Origin of the sequence: Pacificimonas flava (genome assembly GCF_000342165.1) — a bacterium.
Classification (GTDB): domain Bacteria; phylum Pseudomonadota; class Alphaproteobacteria; order Sphingomonadales; family Sphingomonadaceae; genus Pacificimonas; species Pacificimonas flava.
Window position 1 is genome coordinate 1 of the sequence record NZ_AMRV01000003.1, and the last position, 17,155, is coordinate 17,155.

Sequence of the window (17,155 nt, forward strand, 5' to 3'; positions counted from 1 at the left end):
ATGTCGTCATCCCTGCGAAGGCAGGTGTCCATCCGCACCACCGGTCCCCGGCGAAACACCCCGGGCCACGGATATCCCTTCATATGGCGTCACCCCTGCGAAGGCAGGGGTCCATCCGCACCACCGCTACCCGGCGAAACACCCCGGGCACCAAATCTCCCCTTCGCATGTCGTCACCCCTGCGAAGGCAGGGGTCCATCCGCCGTCCGCCCCGTGCGAACCATTCCGGAACCCAAAGAAAAAGGGGCCGCAGCCACGCCGCGACCCCTTCATAGCCCTGCTCCAGAAGAAGGAGCGTCGGCTCAGCTCGGCAGGATGATGTTCGGCGTCTCGCCGCCCTCGCCGCCGCCATCTTGGTTGCCGCCCTGCTGCTGCTGCATGCGCTGCTGCTGCTGCATGTACAGCTGCCCGAAATCGATCGGGTCGATCATCAGCGGCGGGAAGCCACCGTCGCGCACGGCATCGGCGAAGACGCGGCGGGCATAGGGGAAAAGCAGGCGCGGCGCCTCCACGATCAGGAATAGGTTCAGATGTTCCTGCGGCACGTTCTGCAGCTGGAACAGGCCGCCATAGGCCAGCTCCACGACAAAGGCGACGTCCTTGCCCTCACCCGTCGTCCCCTTGGCATTCAGGTTCAGGACGACCTCGTAGACATTGTCCTGCGGCTGCTCATTGACGCCGACATTGATGCCCAGGTCGATGGACGGCTGGCCCGCCCCCTGCTGCAGGGAGCCCGGCGCACGCGGATTCTCGAAGCTGAGATCCTTCGTGTACTGCGCCAGGATATTGATCGCGATCGGGGCCTGATCGGCGCCGGGCTGCGGCTGTTCGTCGGCCATGATGTCCACCTCGAATTTTGGTTTCGGAAAGATATGGCGCGGGCGCTAGCAGGGCCTTGGGGGCAATGGCAAGCGGTGCGGGCGGCAGCCGCCCGGCTGCGGCGAAGGGAAACGGCACCGCCGCCCCGACTTGTGCGGGCGCAGCGAGCGCCTATGTTGGGTATTCGTTGAACCCGAAAGCGCCGCGAGGAGTTGGCATTCCTCGGGGAACTTGCCGGCTATCATTCAAACTCCCCCGCAAGGAGGCTCGTCTTGGTCGAAATCGTCGTTCTCGCTTTGCTCGCAGGGTTCATCGCCCTGAGGCTGATCAGCGTGCTCGGCCGTCATGACGAATCGAGCGAGCCGCAGGCGCCGCCCCTTCCGCGCAGCGCCGCCCGCCCGGCCGCCGTGGCTGCACGCGGGGCCGAACCGGCTGCCCGCGCTCCTGTCGCCATTCCGGACGATATCAATGAAAGCGCCCGCAGGGGTCTGCAGCAGATTGCGGAGGCGGACCAGAATTTCGCGCCCGCCGAATTTCTGGAAGGGGCGACGGCGGCCTATCGCATGGTGCTGGAGGCGTTCTGGTCGGGCGACCGGGAGGCTCTGCGCGAGCTCGTCTCCGACGACATTGCCGAGGATTTCGGTGCCGCGATCGATGCGAGGGAAGCGGATGGCCTCACCTACGAGAACAGTCTGGTGGGTGTCGAAAAGGCGGAAATCATGTCGGCGGGCCTGCGCGGCCAGATGGCCGAGGTGACGGTGCGCTTCGACGCCGATCTCGTCGCCGTCACGCGCGACGGCGACGGCAATGTCGTGGCCGGATCGGAAAGCGATGCGGTGCAGACGCACGACATCTGGACGTTCAGCCGGCATATCGGCTCCGACGATCCGGCGTGGCTGCTGATCGAGACCGACAGCGCCGGCTGACGACGCCCCCTTACAGTTCAAAATTTAACATTCGCGCCCGCTTTCCCCGACCGGAAAGCGGGCGTAGTCTTCTCCGGGCTGGACGTTCCGCTGTGGAAAGCGCGCCGGCTGTTCCTTGGGGGAGGACGCGAATGGTTTCACTGACCGCCGCCATGGCGCTCTTCGTGGGCACGCATTTCCTGATGAGCCATCCGCTGCGCGGCCCCATGGTGGGGGCTCTGGGGGAGAAGGGATTTCTCGGCGTCTATTCGCTCATCTCGCTCGCCCTCATCGCCTGGGCTGGGTTCGCCTATTGGGCCGCCGACGGCGTGCAGTTCTGGTATGCGTCGACCTGGGCTGTCGCGGCGGGCCATGTGCTCATGATCCTCGCCAGCATCCTGTTCGTCGGTTCCGTGATCGCGCCGAATCCGGCGCTGGTCGGCGCGGGCGGCCTGCTTGCGGGGATGGACGAACCGCGCGGCGTCATGCGCATCACGCGCCATCCCATGATGTGGAGCTTCGCTCTGTGGGCCTTGGTTCACATCGCGCTTGCCGGACGTGCCGACACGCTGGTTTTCGCTGGCGGCATCGCGTTTCTCGCGCTTGCCGGTTCGGCCGGGCAGGACGCCAGGAAGCGCCGCCAATTGGGCGAGGCGTGGGCCGCCTACGCTGGCAAAACCAGCTATTGGCCGCGGCCGGCCTGGCCGGGCATTCTGCCGGTCGTTCTGGGGGCCGCCTTCTATGCGGCACTCGTCTGGCTGCATCCGCTGTTGATCGGCCGGACCACACGGCTTTGGGAGGTGTTCTGATGGAGTTTTCGAAGAAGACGGTCTGGGTCACGGGCGCATCCAGCGGCATTGGCCGCGCGCTCGCCGCGAGCTTTTCCGGGGAGGGGGCGCATGTCATCCTGTCCGGTCGCCGCGAAGATGCATTGCAGGACGCCGCGTCCGGCTGCCCGGGTGAAACGATGCTGCTGCCGTTCGAGGCGACGGATTATGACGCCCTGCCCGATATCGTTGAGCGCGCAACGAGCTGGAGGGGCGGCGTCGACATTCTCGTCAACAATGCCGGGATCTCGCAGCGCTCGCTGGCGATCGACACGGATTTCGAGGTCTACCGCCGCTTGATGGAGGTGGATTTCTTCGCGCCGCTGCGCCTCACCCAGCTTCTGCTGCCGCATTTTCTGGACAGGGGCGCGGGAACGCTGGTGCAGGTCTCCAGCCTGGCCGGCAAGATCGGCGTCCCGATGCGCACCGGCTACTGCGCCGCCAAACATGCGCTGATGGGCTATTCCGACGCGCTGCGCGCAGAGAATGCCCGCCGCGGGCTGACGGTGCTGACGGTCACGCCCGGCTTCGTGCAGACGGAGATCGCCGCGAACGCGCTGAACGGCACCGGTCAGCGCTACGGCCCCAATGACGATCCCGTCAATCACGGCATCACCCCCGGCGAGGCTGCGGGCCAGATTCTCGGCGCCCTGCGCAAGGGGCAGCGCGAAATCACCGTCGGCAGCCCCCAGGAAAAGGCCAACGCCGTCATGGCGCGCCTGCTGCCCGGCGTCACCATGGACCGTATGGCCGAGCGGACGGGCGCCTAGCGGAGGTGAAGGGGCGGTAGGGGATCAGAGCGGCTCATCCCTGCGTAGCGGGATCACGCATCAGAGGACCCGAAACATTGAGGCGCAGGCCGGCCCTGCGCCCCACGCCCTCAACGTCTTTGAAGCACTCCCCTCCACCGTCGCCCCCAAACGAAGGCAGGCCTCCCCCGCACACTCTCCGCTCTCGAATGACTCAGCCCGCGAACGCCGCCAGCCGTTCCAGACACCACGCCGGCCCGCGAAGGCGGGTGCCGCCGCACACTCACCACCCGCGAACCGACACTCAGCTCGCCGAACGCCCCCGTCCGTTCCGCACCCCTCATCGTCGCCCTGCGAAGGCAGGGCCGCCGCACACTCTCAGCCCACGAACCGACACTCGGCCCGCCGAACACCGCTAACCGCTCCGCACACCACCACCGGCCCGCGAAGGCGAGTGCCGCCGCACACTCTCCACCCGAGAACCGACACTCAGCCCGCCGAACGCTGCTAGCTATTCCGCACGCACCACCGTCGCCCCTGCGAAGGCAGGGGCCCATCGCCTGGAGTTTGCGCGCGCAGGCCAAGGCTCTCGCGCCTCGCGCTTCTGGGCCCCTGCCTTCGCAGGGGCGACGATGCGTGGCCAAGGACCGGGCGGCGAAAAGGCTGACGCCCCCCGGCTCTAGCCCCGCACCATCTTCAGCATGGCCGGGTTGGAATAGCGCTCGCCAGCGGTGCCGCCGACCGGCGCCGCCGCATCCAGCGCGCGCAAATCCTCCTTGCTGAGGGCGAGGTCGGCCGCGCCGGCATTCTCCTCCAGGCGGGAGCGTTTCTTCGTGCCGGGTATGGGAATGATATTGTCCGCCTGCGCCAGCAGCCAGGCCAGCGCCACCTGCGCCGCCGTGGCCTCGTGCCGCGCGGCCACGGTCTTCACGGCATCCACCAGCCGCATATTGGCATCGAAGTTCTCGCCCTGATAGCGGGGATCGTTTCGGCGGTAGTCGCCCTCCTCATAATCCTCCGCCCGTTTGACCGCCCCGGTCAGGAAACCGCGCCCCAGCGGCGAATAGGGCACGAAGGCGATGCCATTGTCGCGGCAGAAGGGCAGGATGTCCGCCTCCACGCCGCGCTCCCATAGCGAATATTCCGACTGCACGGCATCCACCCGGCCGGCCTTGGCCGCACGCGCCAGCGTCTCCGGCCCCGGCTCCGACAAGCCGATGAAGCGGATTTTTCCCGTTCGCCGCAACACCTCCAGCGTCTCCATCACCTCCTCGATGGGGACGGCGGGATCGACGCGGTGCTGATAGAACAGGTCGATGCGGTCGGTGCCGAGCCGGCGCAGGCTGGCCTCGCACACCTCCTGAATATGCGCGGGCCGGCTGTCGAGGCCGCTGACCTTCCCCTCCTCGATGCGAAAGCCGAACTTGGTGGCGATGAACGCCTCCTCGCGCCGGTCCCTGATCGTCTCGCCGACGAACTCCTCGTTCAGAAACGGACCGTAGACCTCGGCGGTGTCGAGAAAGTCGATGCCCATGTCGAGCGCGCGGTGCAGAACGCGCCGCGCCTCCTCGAAATCGACGTCGCCATACATGGCGCGCATGCCGCCAACGCCGGCAAAGCCCATGCAGCCGAGGCCGATGGCCGAAACGTCAGTCGTGCCGAGGGATCGCCGTTTCATCGTCCACATCCTCCATATCCTCGCCGTAAATCCGTCCGGCCTTCACGTCCTTCAAAAACCCGTTCACCTCTCGCCGCACGATCGGCGCCAGCAGGAAACAGCCGATGACGTTCGGCAGCACCATCAGGAAGAACAGGCTGTCGATCAGGTCGACCACCGCATCCGCCGCCAGAATGGAGCCGAGCGGCATCATCAGGCAATAGACGATCTTCGCGGCCCAGTCCCGGCGCGGTCCATGGCCGAACAGATAGCCCCAGGCGCTCATGAAATAATAGCCCCAGGCGATCAGCGTCGAATAGGCGAACAGGACGACGGCCACGAGCAGGATATAGGGGAACCAGTCCACGACGCTGGCGAAGGCGGCGCTGGTCATGGCGATATCCTCGTATCCCTCGGTATAGACGCCGGTGACGACGATCATCAGCGCCGTCGACATGCACACGATCATCGTGTCCAGCATGGGCTCTAGGAGCGCCACCATCCCCTCGGACGCGGGGTGGTGGGTCTTTGCCGCGCTGTGCGCGATGACCGCGGTGCCGACCCCCGCCTCGGAAGAGAAGACCGCGCGGCGCATACCGACGACGAACGTGCCGACGATGCCGCCGGCCAATGCATCCTGGCTGAAGGCGCTGGTGACGATGGTCGCAAAGGCCGCCGGAACCTCCGCCGCATTGCCGACCAGAATGACCAGCACCGCGCCGATGTAGAGCGCGCACATGAAGGGCACGATCCGCCCGGTGACGCGCGCGATCGCCTTGACGCCGCCGATGATGACGACGCCGATCATGATGGTCAGGACGAAGCCGTAGATCAGCCCTGTCGTGGGGTTCGTCTCGAACCCGCCAACATCGGCGATCTGGCTGAAGCTCTGGTTGACCTGGATCAGCGGAATGGCCCCGCCCAGCGCGAAGATGGCGTAGAACACGCCCAGCCGGCGGCCGGATTTCGGCCAGCCGCGCGCGGCCAGACCGTTTTTCAGCATGTACATCGGCCCGCCGCGAACCTCGCCCTCGGACGTGATCTCGCGGTATTTCAGGCCCAGCGTCACCTCCGTCGCCTTCAGCGCCATGGCGAAGAAGCCGATGACGAACATCCAGAACGCCGCGCCCGGACCGCCCGTGGCGATGGCGATGGCGACACCTGCGATATTGCCCAGCCCGATCGTGCCGGACAGCGCCGTCGACAGCGCCTGGAACTGGCTGACCGCGCCGGGGGCGGTCGGATCGTCATGCTTTCCGCCCAGCAGCTTCAGCCCGATGGGGATCCCCCGCAGCTGCGGCACGCCCAGCCAGAAGGTGAAGAAAACCATTGCAAAGGCCAGGAACAGGACAATCACCTCGATCTCGGTGCCGAGCAGCGTCACCTTGGAAAAGACGCCGGCGCTCAGCGCCCCGATCCAGCGCGTCAGGGTTTCGACCAATCCAAAATCCTCTCTCTGTTGCCGGAACCCGTCCCCCGGCCCTAAACGAAGGCCTGAGTCGTAACGGGCCGTGCCGGGAATTGCACGGACAAGCGTTTGAAGGGGGCATGGATGGGCAGATATTTCGGCACGGACGGCATTCGCGGACTGACGAATGCCGCGCCCATGACGGCGGAAATGGCGATGAAGGTGGGCCAGGCGGCGGGCCGCAAGTTCCTGCGCGGCGCGCACAAGCACCGCGTCGTCGTCGGCAAGGATACGCGCCTTTCCGGCTATATGATGGAATCCGCGCTGATCGCGGGCTTCACCAGCGTCGGCATGGACGTCGTCATGGTGGGGCCGGTGCCGACTCCCGCCGTCGCCATGCTGACCCGTTCCATGCGCGCGGACCTCGGCGTCATGATCTCCGCCAGCCACAATCCCTATCACGACAACGGCATCAAGCTGTTCGGCCCCGATGGCTTCAAGCTGTCCGATGAGGACGAGGCGGAGATCGAGCGTTTCCTGGAGGAACCGCCCGCCTATGCCGAACCGCGCGACATCGGCCGGTCCCGCAAGTTCGAGGATGCGCGCGGCCGCTATATCCACGATGCGAAGATGAGCTTTCCCAGCCATCTGCGTCTCGACGACCTCAGCATCGTCGTCGATTGCGCGAACGGCGCGGCCTATAATGTGGCGCCCTCCGCCCTGTGGGAACTGGGCGCCAGCGTGACGACACTTGGCGTCGATCCGAACGGCTTCAACATCAATGACGAGGTCGGGTCCACCGCCCCCGCCGCGCTGCAGCAAAAGGTGCGCGCGATCGGCGCAGATATCGGCATCGCACTCGACGGCGATGCCGACCGGCTGATCGTCGTGGACGAGAAGGGCAGCATCGTCGACGGCGACCAGCTGATGGCGCTGGTGACGTCCGACTGGGCGAAGCGGGACCTGCTGCGCGGCGGCGGCCTCGTTGCGACGGTGATGTCGAACCTGGGGCTGGAACGCTTCCTGGAATCGCAGCATCTTAGGCTGGAGCGCACGAAGGTGGGCGACCGCTACGTGCTCGAGGCCATGCGGCAGAAGGGGTACAATGTCGGCGGCGAACAGTCGGGGCACATGATCCTGACCGACTATGCCACGACCGGCGACGGCCTGGTCGCCGCACTACAGGTGCTGGCGTGCCTGGTCGCATCCGGCAGGCCGGCATCCGAGGTTCTGAACCTGTTCGAGCCGCTGCCCCAGCTCCTCAAGAACGTCCGCTATTCGCCCGGATCCGCGCCGCTTGAGGAGAGCCGCGTACAGCAGGCCATCGCCGATGCCGAAACGCGCCTCGGCAATAGCGGCCGGGTGCTGATCCGCAAAAGCGGCACGGAACCGCTGATCCGTGTCATGGCGGAGGGCGAGGACCCCGCGCTCGTCGAAAATCTCGTCGACAATATCTGCGAGGCCGTGAAGCAGGCCGCGTGACCGTTTCGTCCGCACCCCCCACCCCGCCGGCGCGCGTGCTGATCGTCGCCGGCTCCGACAGTTCGGGCGGCGCCGGCATTCAGGCTGATATCAAGACGGTCACCATGCTGGGCGGCTATGCGATGACCGCGATCACCGCTCTCACGGCGCAGAACACGCTGGGTGTGACGGCGGTCGAAACCATGTCCGCGGACATGGTGGCGGATCAGATCCGCGCCTGTCTGGACGATATCGGCGCCGATGCGGTGAAGACCGGCATGATCGGATCGGCCGCGCAGATCAGGGTGCTCGCGGCGGCGCTCGACGCCTACGCGGACCGCCATGGCGCCGCCCTTCCCCTGATCGTCGATCCCGTCATGATCGCGACGAGCGGCGCGGCGCTGATGCAGGAGGAGACATTGGCTGCGCTGACAGGCACGCTCCTCCCCCGCGCGGCGGTGGTCACGCCGAACGCCCCTGAACTGGCGCGGCTGACCGGCATGGCCGCCGACAGCGAGGAGGATGTCGCCGCCGCGGCGCGCGCGCTGTCCGAACGCCATGGCATCGCGGTGCTGGCAAAGGGCGGGCATCTGCCGGGGCCGGAGGTCGTCGATCTGTTGGTGCAGCCGGGCGCCGACCTATGCCGCTGGGCCGCGCCGCGCCTGCCGGGCGGGGAATTTCATGGCACTGGATGCACGCTCGCCAGCGGCGTCGCGGCGGGCCTTGCGGCCGGCCTGCCCCTCGCCGCCGCGTCGGCGCGGGCGCGGGCGTTCGTTCGGGCGGCCATCGCTGCGGCGCCGGGCCTGGGCGGCGGTTCGACGCCGCTTGCGCACGAGGCTGTCGACCTGTCCGCGCTGCAGGGGTAAAGCAGCGTCCCGTGGGCCGACCCTGTTTCAAGATCGAACGCACCTTTCCCGCCCCCCTTGCCGGGGTGGATGAGGCTGGCTGCGCGCCGCTGGCCGGGCCGGTCGTCGCTGCCGCCGTCGTGCTCGACCGCGACAATTTCCCGCGCGGCCTCGACGATTCCAAACGCGTGCCGCCGGCGCAGCGGGAAAAGCTCTACGACCGGCTGCACGAGCGCGCCCGGGTCGGCGTCGGCATCGCCAGTGTCGAGGAGATCGACCGGCTCAACATCTTCTGGGCGCGCATGCTGGCGATGACGCGGGCGGTCGAGGCGCTCGGCTTCGATCCCTTGTTCGTGCTGGTCGACGGCAATCGCTGCCCCGACTGGTCGCGCCCGTCGAAGGCGATCGTCGCGGGCGACGCCCGGTGCCGGTCCATCGCCGCGGCGTCCATCGTGGCAAAGGTGACGCGAGACCGGATCATGGGGGAGCTGGACGCCGAATGTCCGGGTTTCGGCTGGGCAAGCAATATGGGCTACCCCACCCCCGCCCATAAACGCGCGCTCGTCGAGCTGGGCCCGACCCGCCATCACCGCCGCAGTTTCGCGCCCGTGGCCCAGCGCTGGCTCGACCTGGAAGGCCGCGCGCCCGCGCCGCCCATGGCAGGAAATGCAGCGATAGAGTCCTGACGGACACACACACAAGGTCTAGCGTGTGGCGCGCGCGGCCCGACTCTAGGTCTTGTGATCAAGCCTGATAATTCGACTCAGCGAATCGCGCTAAATCCTTGACTCCGTTCATTCCGTCGCTTGACCCGCAGCCCCCGCGCCCGCAGGTTCCGGCGCCTTGGCAGCGATTGAAGAGGGCGGGGCATGGCGTCGGCACCCATGGATATGACGATCATTCAGGGCGACTGTATCGAAACGATGGCCGGGTTGCCGGCAAAGTCGGTCGACCTGATCTTCGCCGATCCGCCCTATAATCTTCAGCTCGGCGGCGACCTCCTGCGGCCTGAGGGCAGCACCGTCGACGCCGTCGACGATGCCTGGGACAAGTTCGACAGCCTGGGCGCCTACGACCAGTTCACCCGCGCCTGGCTGACGGAGGCGCGGCGGATTTTGAAGGACGATGGCGGCCTGTGGGTCATCGGCAGCTATCACAACATCTTCCGCGTCGGCGCCGCGCTGCAGGATGCCGGCTTCTGGATTCTGAACGACATCGTCTGGCGCAAGACGAACCCGATGCCGAATTTCAAGGGCACGCGCTTCACCAACGCGCACGAGACGCTGATCTGGTGCGCGAAGTCGGAAAAGGCACGCTACAAGTTCAACTATCACGCCATGAAGGCGCTGAACGACGATCTGCAGATGCGCTCCGACTGGTCGATCCCGCTTTGCACGGGTGCGGAGCGGGAAAAGGTGAACGGCAGGAAGGCGCACCCGACACAAAAGCCCGAGGAGCTGCTTTACCGCGTCCTCCTCGCCTGTTCCGAACCGGGCGACATGGTGCTGGACCCCTTCCTTGGCTCCGGCACGACGGGGGCGGTGGCAAAGCGTCTGGGACGGCGCTTCATCGGCATTGAGCGCGAAGAGGCCTATATCGCCGTGGCGGAGCGCCGCATCGCCGCCTCCCGCCAGGTGGAGATGGACGCGCTCGAAATCAGCCGCGGCCGCCGGGCCGAGGCGCGCGTGCCCTTCGGCGCGCTCCTCGAAACCGGGCTGATCACGCCCGGCACGCCGCTGATGGACCTGAAGCGGCGCTGGCGCGCGCAGGTGCGCGCCGACGGCTCCATCGCGCTCGGCAAGGAGGCGGGCTCCATCCACAAGATCGGCGCCCGCGCGCAGAACGCACCCAGCTGCAACGGCTGGACCTTCTGGCACACCGAAACCGCCGGAAAGCTGCAACCCATCGACATGCTGCGCGAACGCTACCGCACCGAACATCTGTCCGCTTAGGGGCTGGCAGCCCCGCAGCGAACACGCGCGCGTTTGCCTCGGCGGCGTCTCCGCCGTAATCCCGCTCTCATGACGACACGCCTTCTCGCCGCTGCGCTCTGCACGGCTGCCGCCCTCCCCTCGTTCAGCGCCCCTGCCGCCGCCGAGGATCTCACGCTCGAGCGCCTGTTCGCCAGCCCCGACCTCTCCGGTCCTGTGCCGCGAGAGGTGAAGCTGTCCCCCGACGGCCGCTTCGTCACGCTGCTGAAACCGCGCGCCGAGGACCGGGAGCGCTTCGACCTGTGGTCCGTCGACACCGAAACCGGAAAGGAGGCGATGCTGGTCGACTCCACCGCGCTCGACACCGGCGATGCCCTGTCCGAGGAGGAGCGCATGCGCCGCGAGCGGGCGCGCATCGGCAATCTGAAGGGCATCGTCGCCTATGACTGGGCACCGTCCGGCGATGCCGTCCTCGTGCCCGTGTCGGGCGACCTGTTCCTCGCCCGCCTGGGCGGCCAATCGCGCGCAGCCGGCGATGCCGCTGGCGAGGTCAGGCGCCTGACCGACACGCCCGGCACCGAACTCGACGCGCAGGTGTCCGCGGACGGCGGCTATGTCTCCTACGTCATCGACCAGGACCTTCACACCATCGACCTCGCCAGCGGCGCGGACCGCGTCGTCGCGGACGGCGAGGGTACGGTCAGCTGGGGCGTCGCCGAATTCGTCGCGCAGGAGGAGATGGACCGCGACACCGGCCATTGGTGGGCGCCGGACGACAGCCGCCTTGCCGCCGCCCGCGTCGACGAGGCACCGGTGGAGATCGTCACCCGCACCGCCATCGGCGCGGAGGGAACGCGCGTCTACGACCAGCGCTATCCCGCCGCCGGCACGCCCAACGCCGTCGTCGACCTGTTCGTCATGGACCCGGACGGCGGCGACCGTGTGGAGGTCGACCTGGGCGACAATGACGACATCTATCTCGCCCGCGTCGACTGGGCGCCCGACGCCTCCGCCCTCTACGTGCAGCGCCAGTCGCGCGACCAGAAGACGCTCGACATGCTGCGCGTCGACCCGGAAACCGGCGCCAGCGAGGTTCTGTTCACGGAGACCGCGGAAAACTGGCTGAACCTCCACAGCAACCTCCACATATTGGAGGGCGGCGACCTGATCTGGACGTCGGAGCGGGACGGCTTCTCGCATATCTACCGCTGGCACGACGGCACGTGGCAGCAGCTGACGCGCGGGCCATGGCGCGTGTCGGAGATCGAGGCGGTGGACGAAGCCGGGGACCGCATCCTCTTCACCGCCAACAGGGACACACCGCTGGAGGACCAGCTCTACAGCATTCCCCCGACCGGCGGAGAGCCGGCGCGCCTGACGGAGGCGGGCTACGACAACGAGATCCGCATGGACGATGCGGGCCGGCGTATGCTCGTCACCCGCTCCGCCCCCACCCAGCCGCCGCAAACCTATCTAGCGGACGAGGATGGGACGCGCATCGTCTGGATCGAGGCCAACCCGCTGGGCAAGGGCGCGCCCTACACCCCCTATCTGCCCAGTCACGAGGTGCCCGAATTCGGCACGCTGGCAGCAGCGGACGGCAGCGCGCTTCAGTACAAGCTGCTCTCGCCGAAACGGCAGGCCGGCAAACGCTACCCCGTCTTCGTGCAGGTCTATGGCGGCCCCGGCGCCGGGCGGCAGGTAAAGCGCAACTGGGCGAGCGCCGCGCCGCTGCAGCAATGGCTGGTCGACAATGGCTGGATCGTCTTTTCCATCGACGGCCGCGGCACGCCCGACCGCGGCAAGGCGTTCGAGGATCAGATCGCCCGCGCCATGGGCACGGTCGAGGTGGAGGACCAGCTTGCCGGCCTCACCTGGCTGAAGGCGCAGGATTTCGTCGACCCCGACCGGATCGCCGTCAATGGCTGGTCCTATGGCGGCTACATGACGCTGCGGCTGCTGGAGGCGGCGCCCGGCGCCTATGCCGCCGGCGTCTCCGGCGCGCCCGTCACCGACTGGACGCTGTACGACACGCATTACACCGAACGCTATCTGGGCGACCCCAACGCGGACCCCGCCGTCTATCCAGCGGCCGGCGCGCTGGCGAACGCCGACAGGATCGCCGACCCGCTGCTGCTGATTCACGGCATGGCCGACGACAATGTCGTCTTCGAAAACTCGACCGTGCTGATGGGCGCGTTGCAGTCGGCGGGCGTCCCCTTCGACCTGATGGTCTATCCCGGCGCCACCCACCGCGTGTCGGGGGAGGGCCGCGACGTGCACCTGTGGCGCACCATCACCCGCTTCCTGAACCGGGAGGTGAAGAACCCGCCGACCGCACAGCCATAGGGGGTGGCTATCCCGGCGAACGCCGGGACCGACGCCATAGCGGCCGGAGCCCTCGCAGGCGCCGCCAGACGGGTCATGGGTCCCGGCCGCTCAAAGCCGTTCCAGCGTCGCGGGGTCGCGCACGCCGCCGAACCACCGTTCCAGCGCGTCCGAAAACCCCGCGCCGCCGCCCGCCGCTTCGAACAGCGTCAGCGACGACCGCAGTTTCGCCGCGTCCACTGGCCCGAACACCCGCCCCGCATCGGACTCATCCACCCCCTCCAGCGCGGCAAGGCATTCGCGCAGCCGCGCCCCCAGCACGGGATGCGCCAGATAGGCAGCCGCCTCCGCCGTTCCGGACAGCGCGTAGCGCCGCGCCATGTCGCTCTGGCCCAGTCCGGCGATCTGCGGAAACACGAACCACATCCAGTGGCTGCGCTTGCGGCCCGCACTGAGTTCATCGAGCGCCTGTGGATAGACGCCGGCCTGCGCCTTGATGAACCGCTCCAGGTCATAATCTTGCACGCAAACCTCCCGCCACACATGGTCAGCATCTCTACGCGCGGACGAAGCAGCAGTTTCTTGACCCGCCGCCCGGGCCGCGCCAAATCCCCGCCCCATGGCCACGAAACCGCGCACGCTTTACGAGAAAATCTGGGACGCCCACACCGTCGAACGGCGGGATGACGGCACCAGCCTCATCTATATCGACCGCCATCTGGTGCACGAGGTGACGAGCCCGCAGGCGTTCGAAGGCCTTCGCCTCGCCGGCCGCCCCGTGCGCCGCCCCGACCTCACCCTTGCCGTGCCCGATCACAATGTGCCGACGGAGGGGCGCGAACGGCCCATCGCCGACCCCGCCTCCGCGCAGCAGGTCGCCCTCCTTGAGCGGAACTGCGCCGAATTCGGTGTCGAGCACATCGCGATGACCAGCCGCGATCAGGGCATCGTCCACATCATCGGCCCGGAACAGGGCTTCACCCTGCCCGGCACGACCATCGTCTGCGGCGACAGCCACACCGCCACGCACGGCGCGTTCGGCGCGCTCGCCTTCGGCATCGGCACGTCGGAGGTGGAGCATGTGCTGGCGACGCAGACGCTGCTCCTGAAACAGGCGAAGACCATGGCCGTCACCGTGGACGGCACGCTGGGCTTCGGCGTCTCGGCAAAGGACGTGACGCTCGCCATCATCGGCCATACCGGCGCCGGCGGCGGCACGGGCCATGTCATCGAATATCGCGGAGAGGCGATCCGCGCCCTGTCGATGGAGGGGCGCATGACCCTCTGCAACATGGCGATCGAGGGCGGCGCCCGCGCCGGCCTCGTAGCGCCGGACGACACCACCTTCGCCTATGTGAAGGGCCGCGACCGCGCGCCGGCCGGCACGGACTGGGACGCCGCGCTCGCCTGGTGGCGCACCCTGCCGACCGACGAGGGCGCCGCCTTCGACCGGGAGGTGCGCCTCGACGCCGCCGCCATCGCGCCGCAGGTGAGCTGGGGCACCAGCCCGGAAGATGTGCTCCCCATCACCAGCAGTGTGCCCGCGCCCGGCAGCTTCGCCGATGCCGGCAAACGCGCCGCCGCGGAAAAGTCGCTGGCCTATATGGGCCTCTCGCCCGGCACGGCGCTCTCGGACATTCCCATAGAGCATGTCTTCATCGGTTCCTGCACCAATGCCCGCATAGAGGATCTGCGCGCCGCCGCCGCCGTCGCCAAGGGTCGCCGCCGCGCGGACGGCGTGAAGCACGTCATGATCGTCCCCGGATCCGGCCGCGTGAAGGCGGAGGCGGAGGCAGAGGGTCTCGACCGCATCTTCCGGGAGGCGGGCTTCGACTGGCGCGATCCCGGCTGCTCCGCCTGCCTCGCCATGAATCCCGACAAGATCCCGTCCGGCGAACGCTGCGCCTCCACCTCCAACCGCAACTTCGTCGGCCGACAGGGCCCCGGCGCCCGCACCCACCTGATGAGCCCCGCCATGGCCGCCGCCGCCGCCATCACCGGCCGCATCACGGATGTGCGCGAGTTGATGGGGTGAAGATGGAGAGGCCGGAAAAACCCTCCCGCGCCTCGGAGGCTGGAGGACCCTCCCCGACCCCTCCCTTCCAGGGAGGGGAGAAGACCAGCGCGTTCCCCTCCCTGGAAGGGAGGGGCTAGGGGAGGGTCGACCCGCGACGACCACCGAAAACCACCCCACCAGAAAAACCCGCCGCTTCAATCCCGAAACCCTCACCCGCGCCCGCGAAAAACCGCGCGCAGCTCACCCCCGCCGAAACGCGTCTCTGGTCCGCGCTCCGCGCCGGCCAGCTCGCCGGCCTCAAATTTACCAAACAGGCGATCTTCGAACCCTACATCGCCGACTTCGCCTGCCGCGCCGCCCGCCTGATCGTCGAGATCGACGGCGACAGCCACGCATTCCGGCAGGATTACGATGAACGCCGCACCGCGTTTCTCGCCGCGAAGGGCTACCGCGTCATCCGCTTCACGAACGCCGACGTGCTCGAAGCGCTGGATTGGGTCCTGCACGAGATAGCGCAGGCTGCAAAACCCTCCCCCAACCCCTCCCTTCCAGAGAGGGGAGAAGAACAGCACGTTCCCCTCCCTGGAAGGGAGGGGCTAGGGGAGGGTCACGCAACCGCCCCCACCGAAACCGCCCCAAAAGCCCCAAAGCGACCCCACCCATGACCCCCTTCGACACCCTCACCGGCACCGCCGTCCCCTTCGGCCTCGAAAATGTCGACACCGACATCATCATCCCGGCCAAATATCTGAAGGCGGTGACGCGCACCGGCCTCGGCCGGGGCGCGTTCGATTCCATCCGGTCGGCGGACCCGGACAACATCTTCGACCGGCCCCGCTACGCCGGCGCGCCGATCCTGATCGCGGGCGACAATTTCGGCTGCGGGTCGAGCCGCGAGCACGCGCCCTGGGCTCTGACCGACATGGGTTTTCGCGCCGTGATCGCGCCCAGTTTCGCGGACATCTTCGCCGGCAACTCCTTCAAGAACGGCATGTTGCTGGTGGAACTGCCGCAGGAGCAGGTCGACCGTCTGATGGCGGTGGCGGAAACGGACGACATCACCATCGACCTTGAAAATCAGGTGGTGACGACGCCGTTTCAGGACCGCTTCGCCTTCGACATCGACCCCTTCCGCAAGCACTGCCTGCTGAACGGCCTGGACGAAATCGGCCTGACGGAGGCGCTGACGCCCGCCATCGACCGGTATGAGGGGCGGATCGCGGACAGCTTCCCGTGGCTCGGCGGTGCAGCGGGCCGCACCGATACGGAGCGCGCCCGCTGAAACGCGCACTCATCGTCGTCGCGGCGCTTCTGGCAGTGGCCGCGGCACTCCTTGGCTATATGAGCTCGGTCGCCCGGCGCGATCCGGTGGTGCGAGAGGCGAGCGTGCCGTTCCTGCCGCCCGGATCGGCGCCTGTGCGCGTGCTCATCGCCAGCGATTTTCATGTCGACGAGCCCGACATGCCGCCCTCCCGCCTGGCCGGCATCGTCCAACAGATGAACGCGCTCGAACCCGACCTCATCCTCCTCGCCGGCGACTATATGTCGGAGGAGGCGCGGTCGGAGCAGCATTATACCGCCGCCCAGGCCGTCGCGCCGCTCGGCGCCCTCCGCGCCCCGCTGGGCGTCATCGCCGTGCCGGGCAACAATGATCACGGCGTCGGCATCGCGCCCTTCGCGCCGGCGTTCGCGCGCGCAGGCATCACATGGCTGCGGAACGGCCATGTGCGGCGCGGCGGCCTTTGGATTGTCGGCGTCGACGACCGCTACAGCCACCATGACGACTGGACCGCCGCCTTTGCCGGCATTCCGGAAACGGACGAGGTGATCGTCCTGACCCATGGTCCCGACCTCATCCCCCGCCTGCCGCCCCGAGCGCAGATCGTCGCCGCCGGTCACACGCATTGCGGGCAGGTGGTGTTCCCCCTCATCGGCGCCCTCTCCTACGAATCCAATTATGGCGACCGCTACGATTGTGGGCATTTGAAGGAAAACGGCCGCGACATCTTCATCGGCGCGGGGCTCGGCACCAGCATGGCGCCGCTGCGTCTGGGCGCCGTTCCCGACATGTGGCTCGTGACGCTGACCCCGAAACCGGAATGACGCACCCCTTCCAAAATAGGATTGCGGCCCGCATGGTCGGCGGCGTGATTGCGTTCAGGTCCTCCACACCGCACGCCATGCGGATGCACCGAAATTTCAGCCCTT

At 67.7% G+C, this 17,155-nt stretch carries 16 protein-coding genes; 12 read left to right on the top strand and 4 right to left on the bottom strand.

The annotated features are described in order from the left end of the window. Positions 1-302 precede the first annotated feature (302 nt). Positions 303-839: a protein-export chaperone SecB gene (gene secB / locus C725_RS05155; RefSeq protein ID WP_038282057.1), complete on the bottom strand. Its 537-nt coding sequence runs from the start codon at positions 837-839 to the stop codon at positions 303-305. A 252-nt stretch (positions 840-1,091) separates the two neighbouring features. Here secB and C725_RS05160 point away from each other — a divergent pair, with 252 nt between their 5' ends. From C725_RS05160 to C725_RS05170, 3 genes are all read left to right on the top strand, one after another. Continuing rightward, positions 1,092-1,745: a Tim44/TimA family putative adaptor protein gene (locus C725_RS05160; protein WP_008600634.1), complete on the top strand. Its 654-nt coding sequence runs from the start codon at positions 1,092-1,094 to the stop codon at positions 1,743-1,745. Between the two features lie 131 nt (positions 1,746-1,876). Continuing rightward, positions 1,877-2,533 (top strand): NnrU family protein, encoded by a 657-nt coding sequence (locus C725_RS05165; protein ID WP_008600639.1) that lies wholly within the window; start codon positions 1,877-1,879, stop codon positions 2,531-2,533. Further along, complete coding sequence (locus C725_RS05170) at positions 2,533-3,321, top strand: SDR family NAD(P)-dependent oxidoreductase (RefSeq protein ID WP_008600641.1); 789 nt, start codon at positions 2,533-2,535, stop codon at positions 3,319-3,321. Before C725_RS05165 ends, C725_RS05170 begins: the two co-directional genes overlap by 1 nt. A gap of 658 nt (positions 3,322-3,979) precedes the next feature. Here the strand turns inward: C725_RS05170 and C725_RS05175 are convergent. Then, positions 3,980-4,978 (bottom strand): aldo/keto reductase, encoded by a 999-nt coding sequence (locus C725_RS05175; protein WP_008600643.1) that lies wholly within the window; start codon positions 4,976-4,978, stop codon positions 3,980-3,982. Continuing rightward, positions 4,950-6,398, bottom strand: a complete 1,449-nt coding sequence (locus C725_RS05180) for an alanine/glycine:cation symporter family protein (protein ID WP_008600645.1) — start codon at positions 6,396-6,398, stop codon at positions 4,950-4,952. Before C725_RS05180 ends, C725_RS05175 begins: the two co-directional genes overlap by 29 nt. 111 nt (positions 6,399-6,509) lie before the next feature. Here C725_RS05180 and glmM point away from each other — a divergent pair, with 111 nt between their 5' ends. The 5 genes from glmM (at position 6,510) to C725_RS05205 (ending at position 12,951) form a co-directional block, all read left to right on the top strand. After that, entirely contained in the window at positions 6,510-7,847 is a 1,338-nt protein-coding gene (gene glmM / locus C725_RS05185; protein ID WP_008600646.1) for a phosphoglucosamine mutase, read from the top strand. Further along, positions 7,844-8,692, top strand: a complete 849-nt coding sequence (gene thiD / locus C725_RS05190; protein ID WP_008600648.1) for a bifunctional hydroxymethylpyrimidine kinase/phosphomethylpyrimidine kinase — start codon at positions 7,844-7,846, stop codon at positions 8,690-8,692. The genes glmM and thiD overlap by 4 nt, the downstream gene beginning before the upstream one ends. A gap of 11 nt (positions 8,693-8,703) precedes the next feature. After that, positions 8,704-9,357, top strand: a complete 654-nt coding sequence (locus tag C725_RS05195) for a ribonuclease HII (protein WP_008600650.1) — start codon at positions 8,704-8,706, stop codon at positions 9,355-9,357. A 183-nt stretch (positions 9,358-9,540) separates the two neighbouring features. Then, entirely contained in the window at positions 9,541-10,623 is a 1,083-nt protein-coding gene (locus tag C725_RS05200) for a site-specific DNA-methyltransferase (RefSeq protein WP_008600652.1), read from the top strand. A 69-nt stretch (positions 10,624-10,692) separates the two neighbouring features. Beyond that, positions 10,693-12,951, top strand: coding sequence for a S9 family peptidase (locus C725_RS05205; RefSeq protein WP_008600653.1), 2,259 nt, complete (start codon positions 10,693-10,695; stop codon positions 12,949-12,951). A gap of 90 nt (positions 12,952-13,041) precedes the next feature. On the opposite strand, the gene C725_RS05210 is transcribed toward C725_RS05205, so the two are convergent. Further along, positions 13,042-13,455 (bottom strand): DUF1810 domain-containing protein, encoded by a 414-nt coding sequence (locus C725_RS05210; RefSeq protein ID WP_008600655.1) that lies wholly within the window; start codon positions 13,453-13,455, stop codon positions 13,042-13,044. A gap of 94 nt (positions 13,456-13,549) precedes the next feature. Here C725_RS05210 and leuC point away from each other — a divergent pair, with 94 nt between their 5' ends. From leuC to C725_RS05230, 4 genes are all read left to right on the top strand, one after another. Next, positions 13,550-14,965: a 3-isopropylmalate dehydratase large subunit gene (gene leuC, locus C725_RS05215; RefSeq protein WP_008600656.1), complete on the top strand. Its 1,416-nt coding sequence runs from the start codon at positions 13,550-13,552 to the stop codon at positions 14,963-14,965. A gap of 179 nt (positions 14,966-15,144) precedes the next feature. Next, positions 15,145-15,612 carry an endonuclease domain-containing protein gene (locus C725_RS15660; RefSeq protein WP_078056148.1) on the top strand — a complete coding sequence of 156 codons (468 nt, stop codon included), beginning with the start codon at positions 15,145-15,147 and terminating at the stop codon, positions 15,610-15,612. Further along, the gene (gene leuD / locus C725_RS05225; protein WP_008600658.1) at positions 15,609-16,229 is read left to right on the top strand and encodes a 3-isopropylmalate dehydratase small subunit; all 621 of its coding nucleotides are present in this window, start codon (positions 15,609-15,611) and stop codon (positions 16,227-16,229) included. Before C725_RS15660 ends, leuD begins: the two co-directional genes overlap by 4 nt. After that, positions 16,181-17,050 carry a metallophosphoesterase gene (locus C725_RS05230; protein ID WP_243442701.1) on the top strand — a complete coding sequence of 290 codons (870 nt, stop codon included), beginning with the start codon at positions 16,181-16,183 and terminating at the stop codon, positions 17,048-17,050. Before leuD ends, C725_RS05230 begins: the two co-directional genes overlap by 49 nt. Positions 17,051-17,155: the final 105 nt, after the last annotated feature.